The sequence below is a fragment of the Nonomuraea sediminis genome, assembly GCF_018531495.1.
GTDB classification, from domain to species: domain Bacteria; phylum Actinomycetota; class Actinomycetes; order Streptosporangiales; family Streptosporangiaceae; genus Nonomuraea; species Nonomuraea sediminis.
Genome location: NZ_JAHDTI010000002.1, coordinates 466,391 through 479,728, shown reverse-complemented (window position 1 = coordinate 479,728; position 13,338 = coordinate 466,391). Strand labels below are relative to the sequence as shown.

At 69.1% G+C, this 13,338-nt stretch carries 18 protein-coding genes; 9 read left to right on the top strand and 9 right to left on the bottom strand.

Annotation, left to right across the window (positions count from 1 at the left end):
- Positions 1-21: 21 nt before the first annotated feature.
- From KIK09_RS10405 to KIK09_RS10395, 3 genes are all read left to right on the top strand, one after another.
- Complete coding sequence (locus KIK09_RS10405) at positions 22-912, top strand: alpha/beta hydrolase (RefSeq protein WP_214318524.1); 891 nt, start codon at positions 22-24, stop codon at positions 910-912.
- A gap of 365 nt (positions 913-1,277) precedes the next feature.
- Positions 1,278-2,525, top strand: a complete 1,248-nt coding sequence (locus tag KIK09_RS10400; protein ID WP_214318523.1) for an alpha/beta fold hydrolase — start codon at positions 1,278-1,280, stop codon at positions 2,523-2,525.
- Between the two features lie 291 nt (positions 2,526-2,816).
- A complete protein-coding gene (locus tag KIK09_RS10395; protein WP_250572884.1) occupies positions 2,817-4,142 on the top strand; it encodes a serine hydrolase domain-containing protein in 1,326 nt (441 codons plus the stop codon).
- Between the two features lie 5 nt (positions 4,143-4,147).
- On the opposite strand, the gene KIK09_RS10390 is transcribed toward KIK09_RS10395, so the two are convergent.
- The 7 genes from KIK09_RS10390 to KIK09_RS10360 all read right to left on the bottom strand — a co-directional run bounded on the left by KIK09_RS10390 (position 4,148) and on the right by KIK09_RS10360 (position 8,418).
- Complete coding sequence (locus tag KIK09_RS10390) at positions 4,148-4,603, bottom strand: hypothetical protein (protein WP_214318522.1); 456 nt, start codon at positions 4,601-4,603, stop codon at positions 4,148-4,150.
- 92 nt (positions 4,604-4,695) lie between these two features.
- Complete coding sequence (locus KIK09_RS10385) at positions 4,696-5,289, bottom strand: class I SAM-dependent methyltransferase (RefSeq protein WP_214318521.1); 594 nt, start codon at positions 5,287-5,289, stop codon at positions 4,696-4,698.
- Positions 5,286-5,558 (bottom strand): amidohydrolase family protein, encoded by a 273-nt coding sequence (locus KIK09_RS10380; protein WP_214318520.1) that lies wholly within the window; start codon positions 5,556-5,558, stop codon positions 5,286-5,288. Before KIK09_RS10380 ends, KIK09_RS10385 begins: the two co-directional genes overlap by 4 nt.
- Entirely contained in the window at positions 5,555-5,788 is a 234-nt protein-coding gene (locus KIK09_RS10375) for an amidohydrolase family protein (RefSeq protein ID WP_214319591.1), read from the bottom strand. Before KIK09_RS10375 ends, KIK09_RS10380 begins: the two co-directional genes overlap by 4 nt.
- On the bottom strand, positions 5,778-7,085 hold the full coding sequence (locus KIK09_RS10370; protein ID WP_214318519.1) for an alpha/beta hydrolase: 1,308 nt from the start codon (positions 7,083-7,085) through the stop codon (positions 5,778-5,780). Before KIK09_RS10370 ends, KIK09_RS10375 begins: the two co-directional genes overlap by 11 nt.
- A gap of 20 nt (positions 7,086-7,105) precedes the next feature.
- Positions 7,106-8,071, bottom strand: coding sequence for a threonine ammonia-lyase (locus KIK09_RS10365; RefSeq protein ID WP_214318518.1), 966 nt, complete (start codon positions 8,069-8,071; stop codon positions 7,106-7,108).
- The gene (locus KIK09_RS10360; protein ID WP_214318517.1) at positions 8,068-8,418 is read right to left on the bottom strand and encodes a RidA family protein; all 351 of its coding nucleotides are present in this window, start codon (positions 8,416-8,418) and stop codon (positions 8,068-8,070) included. The genes KIK09_RS10365 and KIK09_RS10360 overlap by 4 nt, the downstream gene beginning before the upstream one ends.
- 95 nt (positions 8,419-8,513) lie before the next feature.
- On the opposite strand from KIK09_RS10360, the gene KIK09_RS10355 reads away from it, so the two are divergent.
- Together KIK09_RS10355 and KIK09_RS60555 are read left to right on the top strand one after the other, a co-directional pair.
- Positions 8,514-8,807 carry a hypothetical protein gene (locus KIK09_RS10355; protein WP_214318516.1) on the top strand — a complete coding sequence of 98 codons (294 nt, stop codon included), beginning with the start codon at positions 8,514-8,516 and terminating at the stop codon, positions 8,805-8,807.
- Positions 8,777-8,926 (top strand): helix-turn-helix domain-containing protein, encoded by a 150-nt coding sequence (locus tag KIK09_RS60555; RefSeq protein WP_372455636.1) that lies wholly within the window; start codon positions 8,777-8,779, stop codon positions 8,924-8,926. Before KIK09_RS10355 ends, KIK09_RS60555 begins: the two co-directional genes overlap by 31 nt.
- Here the strand turns inward: KIK09_RS60555 and KIK09_RS10345 are convergent.
- Positions 8,893-9,459 (bottom strand): Chromate resistance protein ChrB, encoded by a 567-nt coding sequence (locus KIK09_RS10345; protein ID WP_214318514.1) that lies wholly within the window; start codon positions 9,457-9,459, stop codon positions 8,893-8,895. The genes KIK09_RS60555 and KIK09_RS10345 overlap by 34 nt on opposite strands.
- 86 nt (positions 9,460-9,545) lie before the next feature.
- Between KIK09_RS10345 and KIK09_RS10340 the strand changes: the two genes are divergently transcribed.
- Both KIK09_RS10340 and KIK09_RS10335 read left to right on the top strand, forming a co-directional pair.
- Positions 9,546-10,322, top strand: a complete 777-nt coding sequence (locus KIK09_RS10340) for a COG4280 domain-containing protein (protein ID WP_214318513.1) — start codon at positions 9,546-9,548, stop codon at positions 10,320-10,322.
- On the top strand, positions 10,319-10,528 hold the full coding sequence (locus KIK09_RS10335) for a hypothetical protein (protein ID WP_214318512.1): 210 nt from the start codon (positions 10,319-10,321) through the stop codon (positions 10,526-10,528). The genes KIK09_RS10340 and KIK09_RS10335 overlap by 4 nt, the downstream gene beginning before the upstream one ends.
- 35 nt (positions 10,529-10,563) lie before the next feature.
- Here the strand turns inward: KIK09_RS10335 and KIK09_RS10330 are convergent, their stop codons facing one another.
- Entirely contained in the window at positions 10,564-11,523 is a 960-nt protein-coding gene (locus tag KIK09_RS10330) for an alpha/beta hydrolase (RefSeq protein ID WP_214318511.1), read from the bottom strand.
- A 249-nt stretch (positions 11,524-11,772) separates the two neighbouring features.
- Between KIK09_RS10330 and KIK09_RS10325 the strand changes: the two genes are divergently transcribed.
- Together KIK09_RS10325 and KIK09_RS10320 are read left to right on the top strand one after the other, a co-directional pair.
- Positions 11,773-12,672: a phosphotransferase gene (locus KIK09_RS10325; RefSeq protein WP_214318510.1), complete on the top strand. Its 900-nt coding sequence runs from the start codon at positions 11,773-11,775 to the stop codon at positions 12,670-12,672.
- A gap of 84 nt (positions 12,673-12,756) precedes the next feature.
- A complete protein-coding gene (locus KIK09_RS10320; protein ID WP_214318509.1) occupies positions 12,757-13,278 on the top strand; it encodes a DUF305 domain-containing protein in 522 nt (173 codons plus the stop codon).
- The last annotated feature ends 60 nt before the right edge of the window (positions 13,279-13,338 follow it).

The window sequence follows — 13,338 nt, the reverse complement described above, 5'->3', positions numbered from 1 at the left end:
GTCACGAGGAAGGGATAAACGATGACCATCGAGAAGGTCGGGTTCGACAGTGACGGATTCAGCCTGGTTGGGGATCTTCATCTGCCCGAACCGGGCACCGAGCGGGGCGCGGTGGTCCTCACCGGGCCGTTCTCCGGGGTGAAGGATCAGGTCACCGGGTTCTACGCGGAACGGTTCGCGCGGCGCGGCTATGTGGCGCTCGCCTTTGACCACCGCAACTGGGGCGACAGCGAGGGCATTCCACGCCAGCACGAGGACGCCACCGCGAAGGTGTCGGACCTGCGTAACGCCGTCAGCTTTCTCATCGGCCGGCCCGAGGTCGACCCCGACAAGGTCGCGGTGGCCGGGGTGTGCCTGGGTGGGATCTATGCGGTGCAGCTCGCCGCCTTCGACCCTCGGGTGAAGGCGCTGGCTCTCATCGCGTCCGCCTACAACAACCCCAAGCTGATCCACGACCGGTTCGGGGCGGAGAATTTCGCCGCGTTGATGGACACGTTCGCGCAGATCGCCCAGAGGCAGTCCGAGACCGGGGAGATCGAGTACTGGCCCGCCATCAACCCCGAGGGCATGCCCGCCGGTAACCCGGGCCCGGAGCCGGCCGAGTACTACGGCACCGAGCGCGGCGCCCGCCCCAGTTGGCAGAACCGGTGCACGGCGCTGTCGGTGCTGCAGGAGCTGACGCTGGACGTCGACTCCTACATCCCGCTGGTCACCACGCCCACGCTGATCGTGCACGGCCGCGGTGACCAGGCCATCCCCGTCGCCGACGCCGAGGCCGCCTACGCCGCGCTGCCCGGGACCAAGGAACTGCTGGTGCTCGACACCACCAACCACATCGACCTCTACGACGTCGAGACCCACGTCCTGCCCGCCATCGACCGCGCGGTGTCGTTCTTCGACACCCACCTGTAGTTCACGCGATACCGACTGCTGTCGGTCAAGTTCGCCCAGAGTACGGCGGGCCTGGGCACCCGACTCCGTCAGCGCCCGTGACCTGGCTGTCGCCCGTGTCATTCGGGACGCGACCATGGCGATCCCCAGCGCGCAGGTGGCGATCGCCTGGACGTCGCACCCTCGCCGACAATTCGGCCGCGCTCGACTGCGAGCGGTGGACGGTGAGCATCCCATCGGCGCAGGCCAGCGCGGTGCGCTCGGCCCAGGACGACAGTGTGTACCCGCCGCCCAGTGCTGCCTGAATTCGCCGCCGCGTAAGTGTCACGCCGGGCATGGGTGTCCCGTCCTCCCCATATCTGATCTTTTCGACGAAGGACGTATTGATGAAGCTCGTCCGTAAAGCCGTCGCCGCCCTGCTTGCCGCGGGCGCGGCGGTCATGGTCGCCGCCGTGCCCGGCCAGGCCGACGCCTACCCGTGCGACGCGTGGTGCCAGGCGGCCCGCCAGCAGCAGCAGGCCAACGCGCTGCCCCGCACCGCGTTCTATGACGCCCCCGACCCGCTGCGATGGGCGCCGCCGGGCACCCTGATCCGTAAGCAGGCCACGACGGATTACGTCACGGCGGGCCGGGCGCTGCCGGCCAGCCGCGTGCTCTACCACTCCCGCACCGGCGACGGCCGGGATGTCGCCGCCTCCGGAGTGGTGCTGGTCCCGGCGGGTGCCACTCCGAAGGGCGGCTGGCCCGTGGTCGTCGACGCGCACGGTGCCAGCGGCCTGGGCCGCAACTGCGCCCCGTCGCTGATGCGCGATCTCTACCATGGCGACCAGCTGGCCCGCTTCCTCGACAGCGGATACGCCGTCGTCGCCCCCGACTACGCGGGACTGGGCACCGACGGGCGTCACGCACTCGGTGACAGGACCGCGGCCGCCAACGACGTGATCTACGCGCTGCGGTCCGCGCGGCAGGCCGTACCTGGGCTGTCGCAGCGGTGGGTGCTGTGGGGACATTCCCAGGGCGGCGCCGCCGCGCTCAGCGTCGCCGAACGTCAGCTCCGTCGGCCCGAACCCGGCTACCTCGGCGCCGTGGTCACCTCACCGGCCGCCGACCTCACCCAGATCGTCGAGCACGCCGCCACCCAGCCCGGACTCGGCGGCTTCGTCCCGCTGATCGCCGCCGGCGCCAAGACGGCCGACCCCCGCCTGCCCCTGGACCGGCTGCTGACCCCGCAGGCCCTGGACCGGCTGGACGTCACCCGTACGGACTGCCTGGGCGTGATCGGCGCCGTCTACACCGATCTGACCGGGCCCGACCTGGTCCAGCCCGGTTACCTGACCGAGCCGCGCTTCGCTCGCTACCTCGCCGACAACACCACCGGGCAAGCGCAGGTCGCCGGACCGCTGCTCCTGCTGCAGGGAGAGGCCGATCCCTTGGTCACCAAGGCCATGACCGACCAGGTGGCCGCCACGCTCTGCCGTACGGGCTCACACGTGGACTACCGCACCTATCCCGGCCTGGTTCACGACACCTACCCCGGCCAGTCCACCGGCATCGACGACGGCGCCATGCCCGACATCCTCGCCTGGACCGCCGACCGCTTCCACGGATCGCCCGCAGCCACCACCTGCGCCTGAGGGGGTCGCGGAGGACGACCTCGTGGCCGCCTTCGTCGAGGACGGTGACCGTGGCGAAGCAGGGCGGGTCGTCCTGGTCGGGTTGGACGACGAGATTCGACTTATGCCGGCACCAGACCTGACCCATTTCGCGGAGCCGAGAGAGACGCGGACAGCGTTCGGGTAACCAAAGGAAGAGCGCCTGAAATTTGTTGAAAGATGATAATTTAGGTGTTTTATTCCGTTTTGGGCTTTTCGGTCTCGTATCGGCCGCGGTACTGGACCGGCGAGCATGAGGGCTGTGACGCCGGCATGAGGAATTCCCGAGCTGACGATGCCGCCCCGCTCCGGATGGGAGCCGGGTTCGGGGCTGCTCGCCGTACGGCTCTGCTCGCATCGTGCGCGGCCCTGCTGATCGCGGGCACCTTGCCCGCGGAGGCGAGTTCCACGCGCCTCTTCGACGTGTCGGCTACGGCGAGCACCCCCACTCCGTCGGCGCTCAAGCCCATCGACCCGGCCGCGCTCCAGTCGGCAGTTGCACGTGCGGCGAAGAAGCTCATGGTTCCCGGCGCGGTGGTCCTGCTGCGCACCCCGCAGGGAACCTTCCGGGCGACCGTCGGCACGACCGAGCTGGGGACGGCCAAGCAGCCCACCACGGGCGACCACTTCCGGATCGCCTCCAACACCAAGACCATGACCTCGGCGTTGATCATCCTCCTCGCGCAGGACGGCAAGCTCCGGCTCAGCGACCCGGTGTCCGCCTACGTCCCCGGGGTGCCCAACGGCGACCACATCACCATCGCCGAGCTGCTGAAGATGCGCAGCGGGCTCTACAACTACACCGACGCCCCCGAGCTCTCGGCAGCCATGGACGCCGACCCGGGCAAGGCCGTGACGCCGCAGGCGATGCTGGCCATCGCGTTCCGCCGCCCGCCGAACTTCGCGCCCGACGCGTCCTTCGAGTACAACAACACCAATTACGTGCTGCTTGGCCTCGTCGCCGAGAAGGTGGGCGGCCGCCCGCTGGCCCAGCAGTTGCGCGACCGGCTGTTCGCGCCGCTCGGCCTGACAGGGACCTCGCTGCCCGGCCCCGACGACCTGTCACTCCCCGCCCCTTACTCGCACGGCTATATGTACGGCGGGACGGCCTACGCCCTGGTCGACCGGCCCTACCCCGCCGACATGCAGGCGGCGGCCCGGTCAGGAAAGCTCAGGCCGGTGGACTACACCCATCAGAGCCCCTCCTACGCCACCGCGTCCGGAGGCGTCATCTCCACCGCGGACGACCTGTCCACCTGGATCCGGGCCCTGGTGACGGGCAAGGTCCTCAACCCCGCGTTCCAGCAGCAGTGGTTCCACAGCCTGCAAGCCGAGGACCCGGCCGCCCCCGACGGGCGGAAGTACGGATACGGCATCACCTATCAGCGCTTCGGCCAGAACGCCTCGATGTACTACCACGGCGGCGAACTCCCCGGCTTCAACTCCTTCATCGGCCACGACCCGGCCAACGACGTCACGCTCGTGGTCTGGACGAACCTGACCGTGTCACCCGACGGCAAGGCCACGGCCATCGCCCTCCTACCCACCATCCTCAACCAGACCTACCCCGGCCTCCACCTCCCCACCGTCACCGACTAGCGGGGTCAGGTGTCGTAGGAGCCGTCCCAGGGCTCGTAGAAGCCGAGTTGGTCCGGGTAGAGCTCGGCGTGTTCCTCGCCTTCGAAGGTTTCGATGACGAGGCCGAACAGGACGTCGTCGTCCGAGTGCCGGAAGGGCCGGATGGCGATGTCGCCGAAGCGGTGGCCGGGGAGGGCGTCGAGCCACTCCATGAGGCGGGCTTGCGCGGTGTCGACAGAGGCCCGGTGGTCGGCGTCGGTTCCGGTGCGTTCGATACGCGAGCCGAGGTGGTGGCCATCGGCGTCGAAGGTGTGCAGGACGGCGTACCAGCGTTTGTGCGCCTGCCAGTCGGAGGTGTGCGTGTAGCCCTCGGGGAAGGCAGGGACGACGGAGCCCAGAAACTGGCCGCCGTCCCAGCGCCCGATCGTGTCGGTGTGGTAGTCGGGCTCGTATCCGATGGGGATGATCTCAGGGACTGGCATGCGACGGGAGATTAACCATCGGCTACGACAAAGCGTTCACGGGGCGTCGAACAGTCGGCCCTCTTCCAGAAGGCCGTAGGCGATGTCGAACATCAGGCCTCCGGTTTGTGCCAGGTGATGCTGTAGCGGAGCAGGAGGTGGCGGCGGTATTCGGAGCCGGGCAGGAGGTCGGCGGCCAGCGCTCGCATCTGCGGGTATGTCACCGGCGGCGGCCACACGATGGGTGACGGGTGCTCCCAGCGGCCCTTCACGGCGCGGTGGACGGTGCTGACGGCGACGCCTGCCAGGTCGCGCGGCAGGTCGTTGGGCATCGTGCTGCGGGCCAGGCCGACGACGGCCAGGACACCGCCGGGGCGCAGCAGGTCGCGCATGCGGGCCAGCCCGGCGGCGGCGTCCATGTGATGGAGCGTGGCCACGGATGCGATGACGTCGAACGAGGCGGGCTCGAAGGGGTGGGTGAGGAAGTCGCCGAGGATGTAGTCGACGTCGTCCTGATACTCGCGGGCCTGGTCGAGGCCGGGCGCGTCGAGGTCGATGCCGGTGACGTGCGGCACGGTCCGCCGGAGTTCGCGGGCGAGCATGCCCTCGCCGCAGCCGACGTCGAGGGCGCTCTTGGCGCCGTCGGGGACCGCGCGCAGGATCCGGGGGTGGTAATGGATGTTGTGGTTCCATCGCCTGCCGTTCATGTGATCATCCTGCCGGACAACATGACTGAGACGACCCGGCGCAGGGACTCGATGTCCTCCAGCGGATTGCCTGCGACCGCCACGAGGTCGGAGTCCATACCGGGCGCGATGGTGCCCACGCGGTCCTGGATTCCGAGGACGGTCGCGCCGTGCAGGGTGAGGGCGCGCAGGGCGTCGGCGGGCGGCATGTCCTGGACCATGGAGATCGGCTTGTCGCCGTGGCGGCGCAGCGGCGGGCCGTAGTAGTCGGACGCCGTGGCGATCGTCACGCCGGCGCACGTAGAAGGTGCTCCGCGCGCATCTCGGTGACGCATTCCTCGTCGAGGTAGTAGCCGTGCTCGATGGAGTCCACGCCGCCGAGCACGGCGGCCTTGACGCCCGCCGTGCCCTGCGCGTGCGCGGCCACGCGCCGTCCTGCCCGGTGCGCCTCGTCGACGATGGCCCTGATCTCCTCGGGCGTGAAGTGCGCGTCCTGCGGGTGGTCGCGCTCAACGCGGATCCGGGTCGAAGCGGAAACCGATCCGGGTCCGCGACAGCGACGGTGTGCGGCCGCTCAGGAAGTCGCGGACGGCGCCCGACACGTCGGGATGCTCGTAGGCGAACTGGTGGGCCGCGTTCTCCACGAGGATGACATGAGCGTTGGCGAATCCCCGTGCGACGGCGAGCGCGTTGGTCTCGGGCGTGCGCCCGTCGAGCGTGCCGTTGACCAGCAGCGCCGGTACGTCGGAACGGACCGGCGCGCGGAAGCCGTCGCCCAGGTCGGGCCCGCGGACGGCGGCGCAGACGCCGGGGAAGGGCAGGTTCATCAGGTCGCCGAACGGCGAGGTGGCCGCCTCCTCCTCGATCCTGCGCAGCCGTTCCCGCGTCGCGCCCGACGCGCAGTCCATGACCAGGGACATGAGCGCCTCGGCCGGTCCCGTCCGCAGCTGCCGGACGTGCTCGGCCCACGGCGTGAAGTCGCCCTGCTCCATGGCCAGGAAGAGACCGGGCAGCCGCTTCAGGAACGACGCCATGCCCAGCCCGGACACGGTGAGGTACTTGACGTCGAACTCGCCGATCACCACGCCGTCCGCCTCGGCCGGGGTCTCGGCCAGGCGGTCGAAGACCCGCCCCATCAGGCCGAGCAGATCGGGCACCCGCCCGTCCAGCTCGGGTGCCGTGGCTGCCATGGTGGCCAGCTTGGCCAGGTGGGCGTCGGTGTTCGAGGGCAGCTTGTAGGTGTCGTCGGTGCCCTCGACCGCGTACAGGACGCTGCGGTCCAGGCGGTCGCCGTGGCGGCGGATGACCGACAGCGACAGGTGCGAGCCGTAGGAGCCGCCGATCGTCCTGAAGACCTCGTAGCCGAGGGCCGACATCAGGTCGGCGACGTCGCCGGCGCTCTCCTCGGTGGTGTAGCCGCCGGTGTCGACGCCCCGCTCCCGCCAGAAGGCGGCCGTGGCCGCCGCCTTGGCCTGGCATTCGGCCAGGAACTCCGCCCTGCCGACCGCCCGATCGAGCGGCAGCTCCCTGCTGAAGGGGCTCTCCAGGCAGGGCCGGGATCTCCCCGTGCCGCGCTGGTCGAACACGACGACGTCGCCGTACTCCAGGAATGGCAGGTAGCGGTCGGGCAGCTCTTCCCAGACGGACAGCCCGGGCTCTCCGGGCCCGCCCTCCAGGTAGACCAATGCCGGGCCGCCACCGCCGACGAAGCGGGCGAAGGCCAGCTCGATCATCCCGGAGCCCTGCCTGCTCCTGACCTCCGGCACCTCCAGCGTGCCGATCTCGCACGGCACCCTGCGACCGTCCCTGGCGACCATGACATGTGGATATATGCGCATCACACGACCCCCGGCAGGACGCGGATCGTGTCGGCAAGCAGCCGCCAGTTGACGTTGCCACCGGTCAGGATCAGCCCCGTGGACCGGCCGTCGCCGATGTGCGCCAGCGCGGCCAGACCGACCGCCGCGGACGGCTCGACCACCACGCGCAGCGTCCTGACCAGCGTCACCATCGCCTCCAGAATCTCCTTGTCCGGTACGGTGACCACCTCGATCCCCGCCTCGGCGGCCAGCGCGAAGGGGATCCGCCCCGGCATGGGTGCGGTGAGCCCGTCGGCGACGGTGTTGATGGACGGCGGGGCGGTGGGCTCGCCCGCGGCCAGCGACGCGACGAACCCGGCCGCGCCCGACGGTTGCACCGCGACGATCTCGACGCCGGAGCCCGTCGCGCGCTTGGCCATGATCGCGCCGGCGAGTAAGCCGCCGCCCGAGGCGGGCACCAGCACCCTGTCCAGCTCGGGCCGGTCCTCCAGGAGTTCGAGCGTGGCGGTCGCCGCTCCGGCCACCACCATGGCGTCGTCGAAGGGGTGCACGAAGGTGAGCCCACGTTCGGCACGCAGGCACTCGGCCCTGGCGAAGGCCGCCGCCGCGTCCACGACCCCGTCGGTGACCACGGTCGCGCCGTACGCAGCGACCGCCGCGAGCTTTTCCGGCACGGCCTTCTCCGGCATGACCACCGTCAGCGCCGCACCGAACTCGCGGGCGGCGTGGGCCAGCCCGAGCGCGGCGTTCCCGGCGCTGACGGTGATCAGCCCGGTGGCCAGCGCCTTGGGAGGCAGGGTGAGCAGCCGGTACAGCGCGCCCCTGACCTTGAACGACCCCGAGTGCTGCAGGCACTCGGCCTTGGCGAACACCGGGCAGCCGACGAGGGCGTCCAGCGCTTGGGAGAACAGCACGGGAGTCCTGATCACCTGGCCGCGCAGCGCGTCGCGGGCACGGCGCACGTCCTCGACCGTCGGGCTCATGGCGACCCGCAGGCGGCCACGGCCTCGATCTCGACCAGGGCCCCGGGGTGCAGGTGGACGCCGAGCGCCGAGCGGGCGGGATAGGGGCGGCTGAAGTGTTCCTCGTAGACCGCGTTGAAGGCGGTCCAGTCCGCGATCGAGGACAGGAAGACCTGGCACTTCACGATGTCGGCGCGGCCGAGGCCGTGCTCGGCGAGCACCGCGTCGAGGTTGGCGAGCGCCTGGCGTGCCTGGGCGGCCAGGCCCTCGGGGAGGCTGCCGTCGGGCAGGTAGCCGAGCTGGCCGGAGACGAACAGCAGATCGCCTGCGCGCCGGGCGGGCGAGTACGGGGCGGGTGGTCGTGACATGCCATCGACGCTAGATCTCCCCGACCGGTTATGGCCTTGTGCCGCGGCCCAGAGTCCGGGCCCGGGTTTCTCTTTCGGGCACCAAAGGAGTCATCGTGACACTTCGTAGTTTGGTCGAGCGGCTCCCGCCGGGAACCGGGACCGAGGTCCTGACCGCCGCCGACCTGGACCTTCCCGTCGGGCCGCCGGTCATCCTCGACGATCCACAGGCTGTGGACGACCGCCGGATCGTGCTCGCCGTCGGCGTGGCGGGCGACGCCCGGCAGACCCGCCTGCTGCGCGACCTCGCACCCGCGCGTCCCGGCGCGATCGTCCTGCGGCACCCGGTGTCGCCCGCCGTCGTGGCGCGGGCGTCAACGTGCACCCCAACACGTTCCGCTATCGGTTGAAACGGATCGCCGAGCTGTTCCGCCTCGATCTCTCCGGCCCGGATGTGCGGCTGGTGGCCGAGCTCGAACTCCGCCTGCTGCCGCGTCAGCCCTGTTCGGGCCCGCCCACGCGGTCGTAGACGTCGGCCTCGAACGCCTCGAGGAGCTGCTCGCACTCGGCGACCTTGGCCGTGGCCGTGTCTCTGCCCGGCGCGCCCATCCAGTCGCGCTGCTCGACCTTGCGCAGCCAGCGCTTGAGCTTCTCCAGGTCCTGCCGGATCTCCTCGGCCTCTTCGAAGGTGTAGTTGCCGCGGAAGCGCTCGAACTCGATCTCCTTGAAGAACTTGGTCTCGCACTCCTCGACGATCTCGGCGTACTCCTTGGCGGAGTTGTCCTTGAAGGAGCGGACCAGCATCTGCCGCTCCTGGTCGGCGACGTCGTCGAGGACGAAGTGCATGCTCTCGCCCTCGAGCTCGGCGATGCGCGTCCGGATCTTGTCCAGGCGCTCGCGCACGCCTGGCCGGTCGGGCAGCACGCACACGGCCTGCTGGATGTAGAGGGCGCCCAGGCGCTTGAGCTCTCGCCAGACGGCAACCCGGGCCCGTGAGGTGGAAGAGGGCACACGGTAGACGAGCAGGAGGAACCGCTCGTCGGGGACCTCGCCGGACGTCATGGGTCCACATCCTATCCATTGACACCCCGCCGCTATTGATGAAGCATCTGTTTCATGAAACTATCGTTACATCCAATGGAGGTGTGATGAGCGGCGCGACGTGGGGTCTGGTGACCTCGGTGTTCGTGGCCTCGGCCGTGGAGTTCGTCGAGGCGCTGACCATCGTCCTGGCGATGGGCGTCACCCGCGGCTGGCGTTCGGCCATGGCCGGGGTCGTGGCGGCGCTGGTCGCCCTGGCGGCCTTCACCTTCGCCGCCGGATACGCGCTGCGGACCTGGATGCCCGAGTCCCTGCTGCAACTCGTGATCGGCACCCTGTTGCTGATCTTCGGCCTGCAATGGCTGCGCAAGGCCGTGCTGCGCTCCTCGGGACTGAAGGCGCTGCACGACGAGGATGAGGAGTACGCCACGCAGCGCGCCGCCGCCCGCGAGGCCGCCTCGACCCGCCGGTTCGGCCTCGACAGCTTCGGGTTCGTCGTGTCGTTCAAGGGCGTGTTCCTGGAAGGCGTCGAGGTCGTCTTCATCGTGATCACCTTCGGCCTGAGCGCGGGCGACATGCCCGCCGCCATCGCCGGGGCCGGCGTCGCGGCGCTGCTCGTGGTGATCGTCGGCGCGGTCCTGCACAGGCCGCTGTCGATGGTGCCGGAGAACACCCTCAAGTACGGCGTGGGCCTGATGCTGGCCTCCTTCGGCGCCTACTGGTCGGTGGAGGGGCTGGGGGTCTTCCTCGGCGGACGGCACCTGGAGTGGCCCGGCGCCGACTGGGCCATCCTCGGGCTGCTCGCGAGCTGGATCGTGGTGGCGCACGTGCTGGTGCGACGGCTCGCCGCCGTCAGGAGGACGCGGGAGGTCGCCGCGCGATGAGACTGCTCAAGGGCTTCGCCAAGTTCTGGTACGACTTCATCATCGGCGACGACTGGAAGATCGCCGTCGCCGTGGTGCTCGCCCTCGCGGCCACCCTCGCCGTCGCGCTGTCCGGCCTGCTGTCGCTGACCGCCACGGCCGTGCTCGGCGGTGTCCTCCTCCTGACCTGCTTCGTGGTGAGCGTCCTGGTGGACACCAGGCGATAACGGCTCGCCTGAGGCACAGGCGAGCCGCGTGTGCCTCAGGTGCCTAGGTGTTCGCGGATGAAGGCGGTGGACAGTTCGATGGCGGCCTTGTTGGCGTGGGTGTCGCGGAGCAGATCGACCATGACGAAATCGTGGATCATGCCCTGGAAGCGGACCGCGGTGACCTCCACTCCGGCTTCGCGGAGCTTGTTGGCGTAGGCCTCGCCCTCGTCGCGCAACACATCCGCCTCGCCGTTCAGGACCATCGCCGGGGGCAGGCCCTTGAGCTGCTCGACGGTGGCCCGCAGCGGCGAGGCGTGGATCTCGGCCCGCTGGGCCGGGTCCGTCGTGTACTGGTCCCAGAACCACTTCATGCCGTCGCGGTTGAGGTAGTACCTGAGCGCGAACTGGTGGTAGGAGCCGGTGTCGAAGCTGGCGTCGGTGACCGGGTAGAACAGCACCTGGGCCCTGAGCCGGACGTCGCCGCGCTCCTTGGCCATGATCGCCAGTACGGCGGACATGTTGCCGCCCACCGAGTCGCCGGCGACGACCACGCGGGAGGAGTCCAGGTCCTTCTCCGCGCCGTGGTTCACCACCCACTGGGCGGCGGCGTAGTTCTGCTCGATCGCGGTCGGATACTTGGCCTCCGGCGAGCGGCTGTACTCGGAGAAGACCACGGCTGCCTTGGACCTGGTCGCCAGCTCGCGCACGAGCCTGTCGTGGGTGTTGGCGCTGCCGAACACCCAGCCCGCCCCGTGAATGTAGAAGATCACGGGCAGGAGGCCGGTCATTCCCTCAGGCTTGATGATCTTGACCGGTACGCTGCCGGTGGGACCGCCCTGGACGGTGATCCATTCCTCGGTTACGGGGGGCTTCTCGACGCTCGGATCGGACTGGAGCTCCTCCAGGATCTCCCGCCCCTTCTCCGGCGGAAGCTGGTAGAGGAACGGCTCCTTACTGTTGGCATCGGCGAACGCCTGCGCGGCAGGCTCGAGAACGACCTTGTATTCAGCCATGAGTGATTACCCCGAAATACTCCAGCGGACGAAAGGCGCAGTACGCACAATGCCCTCCCCCCGACCTGCAAAAACACAGATCTACCGAACCCCACCCCGACGATCGCCCCCACCTTTGCCACCCCTCGACGGGATGATCCAGCTCGCATCGCGGCCCTCACGCATCCTGAAGCGCTAGTGGAACGTCCGCGACTAGCTGGGTGATCATCTGGGTTAATGGGACGTTCGGGGCATCGTAGGGAGGGCTCGATGAAGCTTGAGTGGGACGGCAAGAGTGCCGTGGCGTTCGAGAGGCTGAGGGGCGGGAGCAAGAAGGGGGCCTATCGGGTCACCTTCGATGACGGCGCTTCTGCGGTGTTGTACTCGTGGGGCGAGGGGGAGAACTACTGGCCCGATGCCGAGGATGACATAGAGCCGTTCGGGGATGCCTCGGGGCTGGGGTTGTTCCTGGCTGCGCATGAGCGGCTGACGCGGGTGGGGGTGCGGGTTCCGGAGGTGTACTTCGCCGATCCGGACAGGGAGATCGCCCTGATCGAGGACGTTCCCGGAGGGAAGCTCGAGGACTCGATGGATCCCGGCGTGCTCGGGAAGCTCGGGGAGAGCTTGCGGGCGATGTGGGGGGAGAAGGCGGACTGGTTCGGGAAGGTCGGGGAACCCGTTCAGGGACGGTCCGCGGTCGGGGTGGTGAAGGAGCGGGCACTCCGGCATCTCGACGAAGCAGCCGGGCGGGATGAGCGGATCGGGGATGCGCGAGCCGAGCTGGTCGAGATGGTCGAGCGGCTGGCGGGTGAGGTCGAGCCCAGGGAGGATTACCGGCTGATCCATGGGGAGCTGGGGCCCGATCATGTGATGGTCGATCGGCGGGGGGATCCCGTGATGATCGACATCGAGGGACTGATGTTCTTCGACCTCGAGTGGGAGCACGTCTTCCTGCGGCTGAGGTTCCACGACGACTATCGCCACCTGGCGGTCGACGGGCTCGACGAGCGGCGGATGCGGTTCTACGGCCTGGCCATGCACCTGTCGCTGGTGGCGGGGCCGCTGCGGCTGCTCGACGGGGATTTCCCCGATCGTGAGCTGATGCTGGAGATCGCGCGGTACAACGCCGAGAAGGTGCTTGCCTGGGGCCGGGAAATCGACAATCCTTAGGAAGGTTTCCTATTTATTAAATCCGCCTTAAGGGAGCTTAAGGTGACGAATCGCAAGCTCCACCCCGTGCCATCCTGGCTCGCCATGAAGCACGTAGCGGCCGCACTCGCCTTGGCCATGGTCGCCGCCTGCGGGACGGCCAAGGCCGAGGACCGGGTCAACGCGCAGGACGTGATGTTCGTCCAGATGATGGTGCCGCACAACCACCAGGGCATCGAGATGGTCAGGATCGGTTCGGAGCGCGCCACGAACCAGCAGCTCAAGACCATGGCCAAGGCCGTCGGGACCACCCAGCAGGACGAGGTCGAGGCGATGCTGCGCTGGCTGCACGAATGGGGCCAGCCGCTGCAGGCCCCACAGGGGGCGCACGCGCACCACGGCGGCATGCCCGAGACCGATCGGCGGCAGATCGCCGCGCTGAAGACCTCCAGGCACTTCGAGCGGGACTTCATCAACCTGCTCGTCGCCCACCAGGACGACGCCGTCCAGATGGCCGCCGCCGAGCTGTACGGCGGCGCCAACCCGACCGTCAAGGACTACGCCAGGCGCGTCCAGGAATCCAGGAAGGCGGAAATACAACAACTGCTGGCCATGCTCAAGCAATAACCAGATCTGTCCACATGTGGACGAGTTGCTAGGGCCTACCCAGAAAGTCAGTATCCGCCC

Bases quoted from the DNA above. Each gene is read 5' to 3' on its own strand.
- KIK09_RS10405 (WP_214318524.1), top strand. From the start codon at position 22: ATGACCATCGAGAAGGTCGGGTTCGACAGTGACGGATTCAGCCTGGTT.
- KIK09_RS10400 (WP_214318523.1), top strand. From the start codon at position 1,278: ATGAAGCTCGTCCGTAAAGCCGTCGCCGCCCTGCTTGCCGCGGGCGCG.
- KIK09_RS10395 (WP_250572884.1), top strand. From the start codon at position 2,817: ATGAGGAATTCCCGAGCTGACGATGCCGCCCCGCTCCGGATGGGAGCC.
- KIK09_RS10390 (WP_214318522.1), bottom strand. From the start codon at position 4,603: ATGCCAGTCCCTGAGATCATCCCCATCGGATACGAGCCCGACTACCAC.
- KIK09_RS10385 (WP_214318521.1), bottom strand. From the start codon at position 5,289: ATGAACGGCAGGCGATGGAACCACAACATCCATTACCACCCCCGGATC.
- KIK09_RS10370 (WP_214318519.1), bottom strand. From the start codon at position 7,085: ATGGTCGCCAGGGACGGTCGCAGGGTGCCGTGCGAGATCGGCACGCTG.
- KIK09_RS10365 (WP_214318518.1), bottom strand. From the start codon at position 8,071: ATGAGCCCGACGGTCGAGGACGTGCGCCGTGCCCGCGACGCGCTGCGC.
- KIK09_RS10360 (WP_214318517.1), bottom strand. From the start codon at position 8,418: ATGTCACGACCACCCGCCCCGTACTCGCCCGCCCGGCGCGCAGGCGAT.
- KIK09_RS10345 (WP_214318514.1), bottom strand. From the start codon at position 9,459: ATGACGTCCGGCGAGGTCCCCGACGAGCGGTTCCTCCTGCTCGTCTAC.
- KIK09_RS10340 (WP_214318513.1), top strand. From the start codon at position 9,546: ATGAGCGGCGCGACGTGGGGTCTGGTGACCTCGGTGTTCGTGGCCTCG.
- KIK09_RS10335 (WP_214318512.1), top strand. From the start codon at position 10,319: ATGAGACTGCTCAAGGGCTTCGCCAAGTTCTGGTACGACTTCATCATC.
- KIK09_RS10330 (WP_214318511.1), bottom strand. From the start codon at position 11,523: ATGGCTGAATACAAGGTCGTTCTCGAGCCTGCCGCGCAGGCGTTCGCC.
- KIK09_RS10325 (WP_214318510.1), top strand. From the start codon at position 11,773: ATGAAGCTTGAGTGGGACGGCAAGAGTGCCGTGGCGTTCGAGAGGCTG.
- KIK09_RS10320 (WP_214318509.1), top strand. From the start codon at position 12,757: ATGAAGCACGTAGCGGCCGCACTCGCCTTGGCCATGGTCGCCGCCTGC.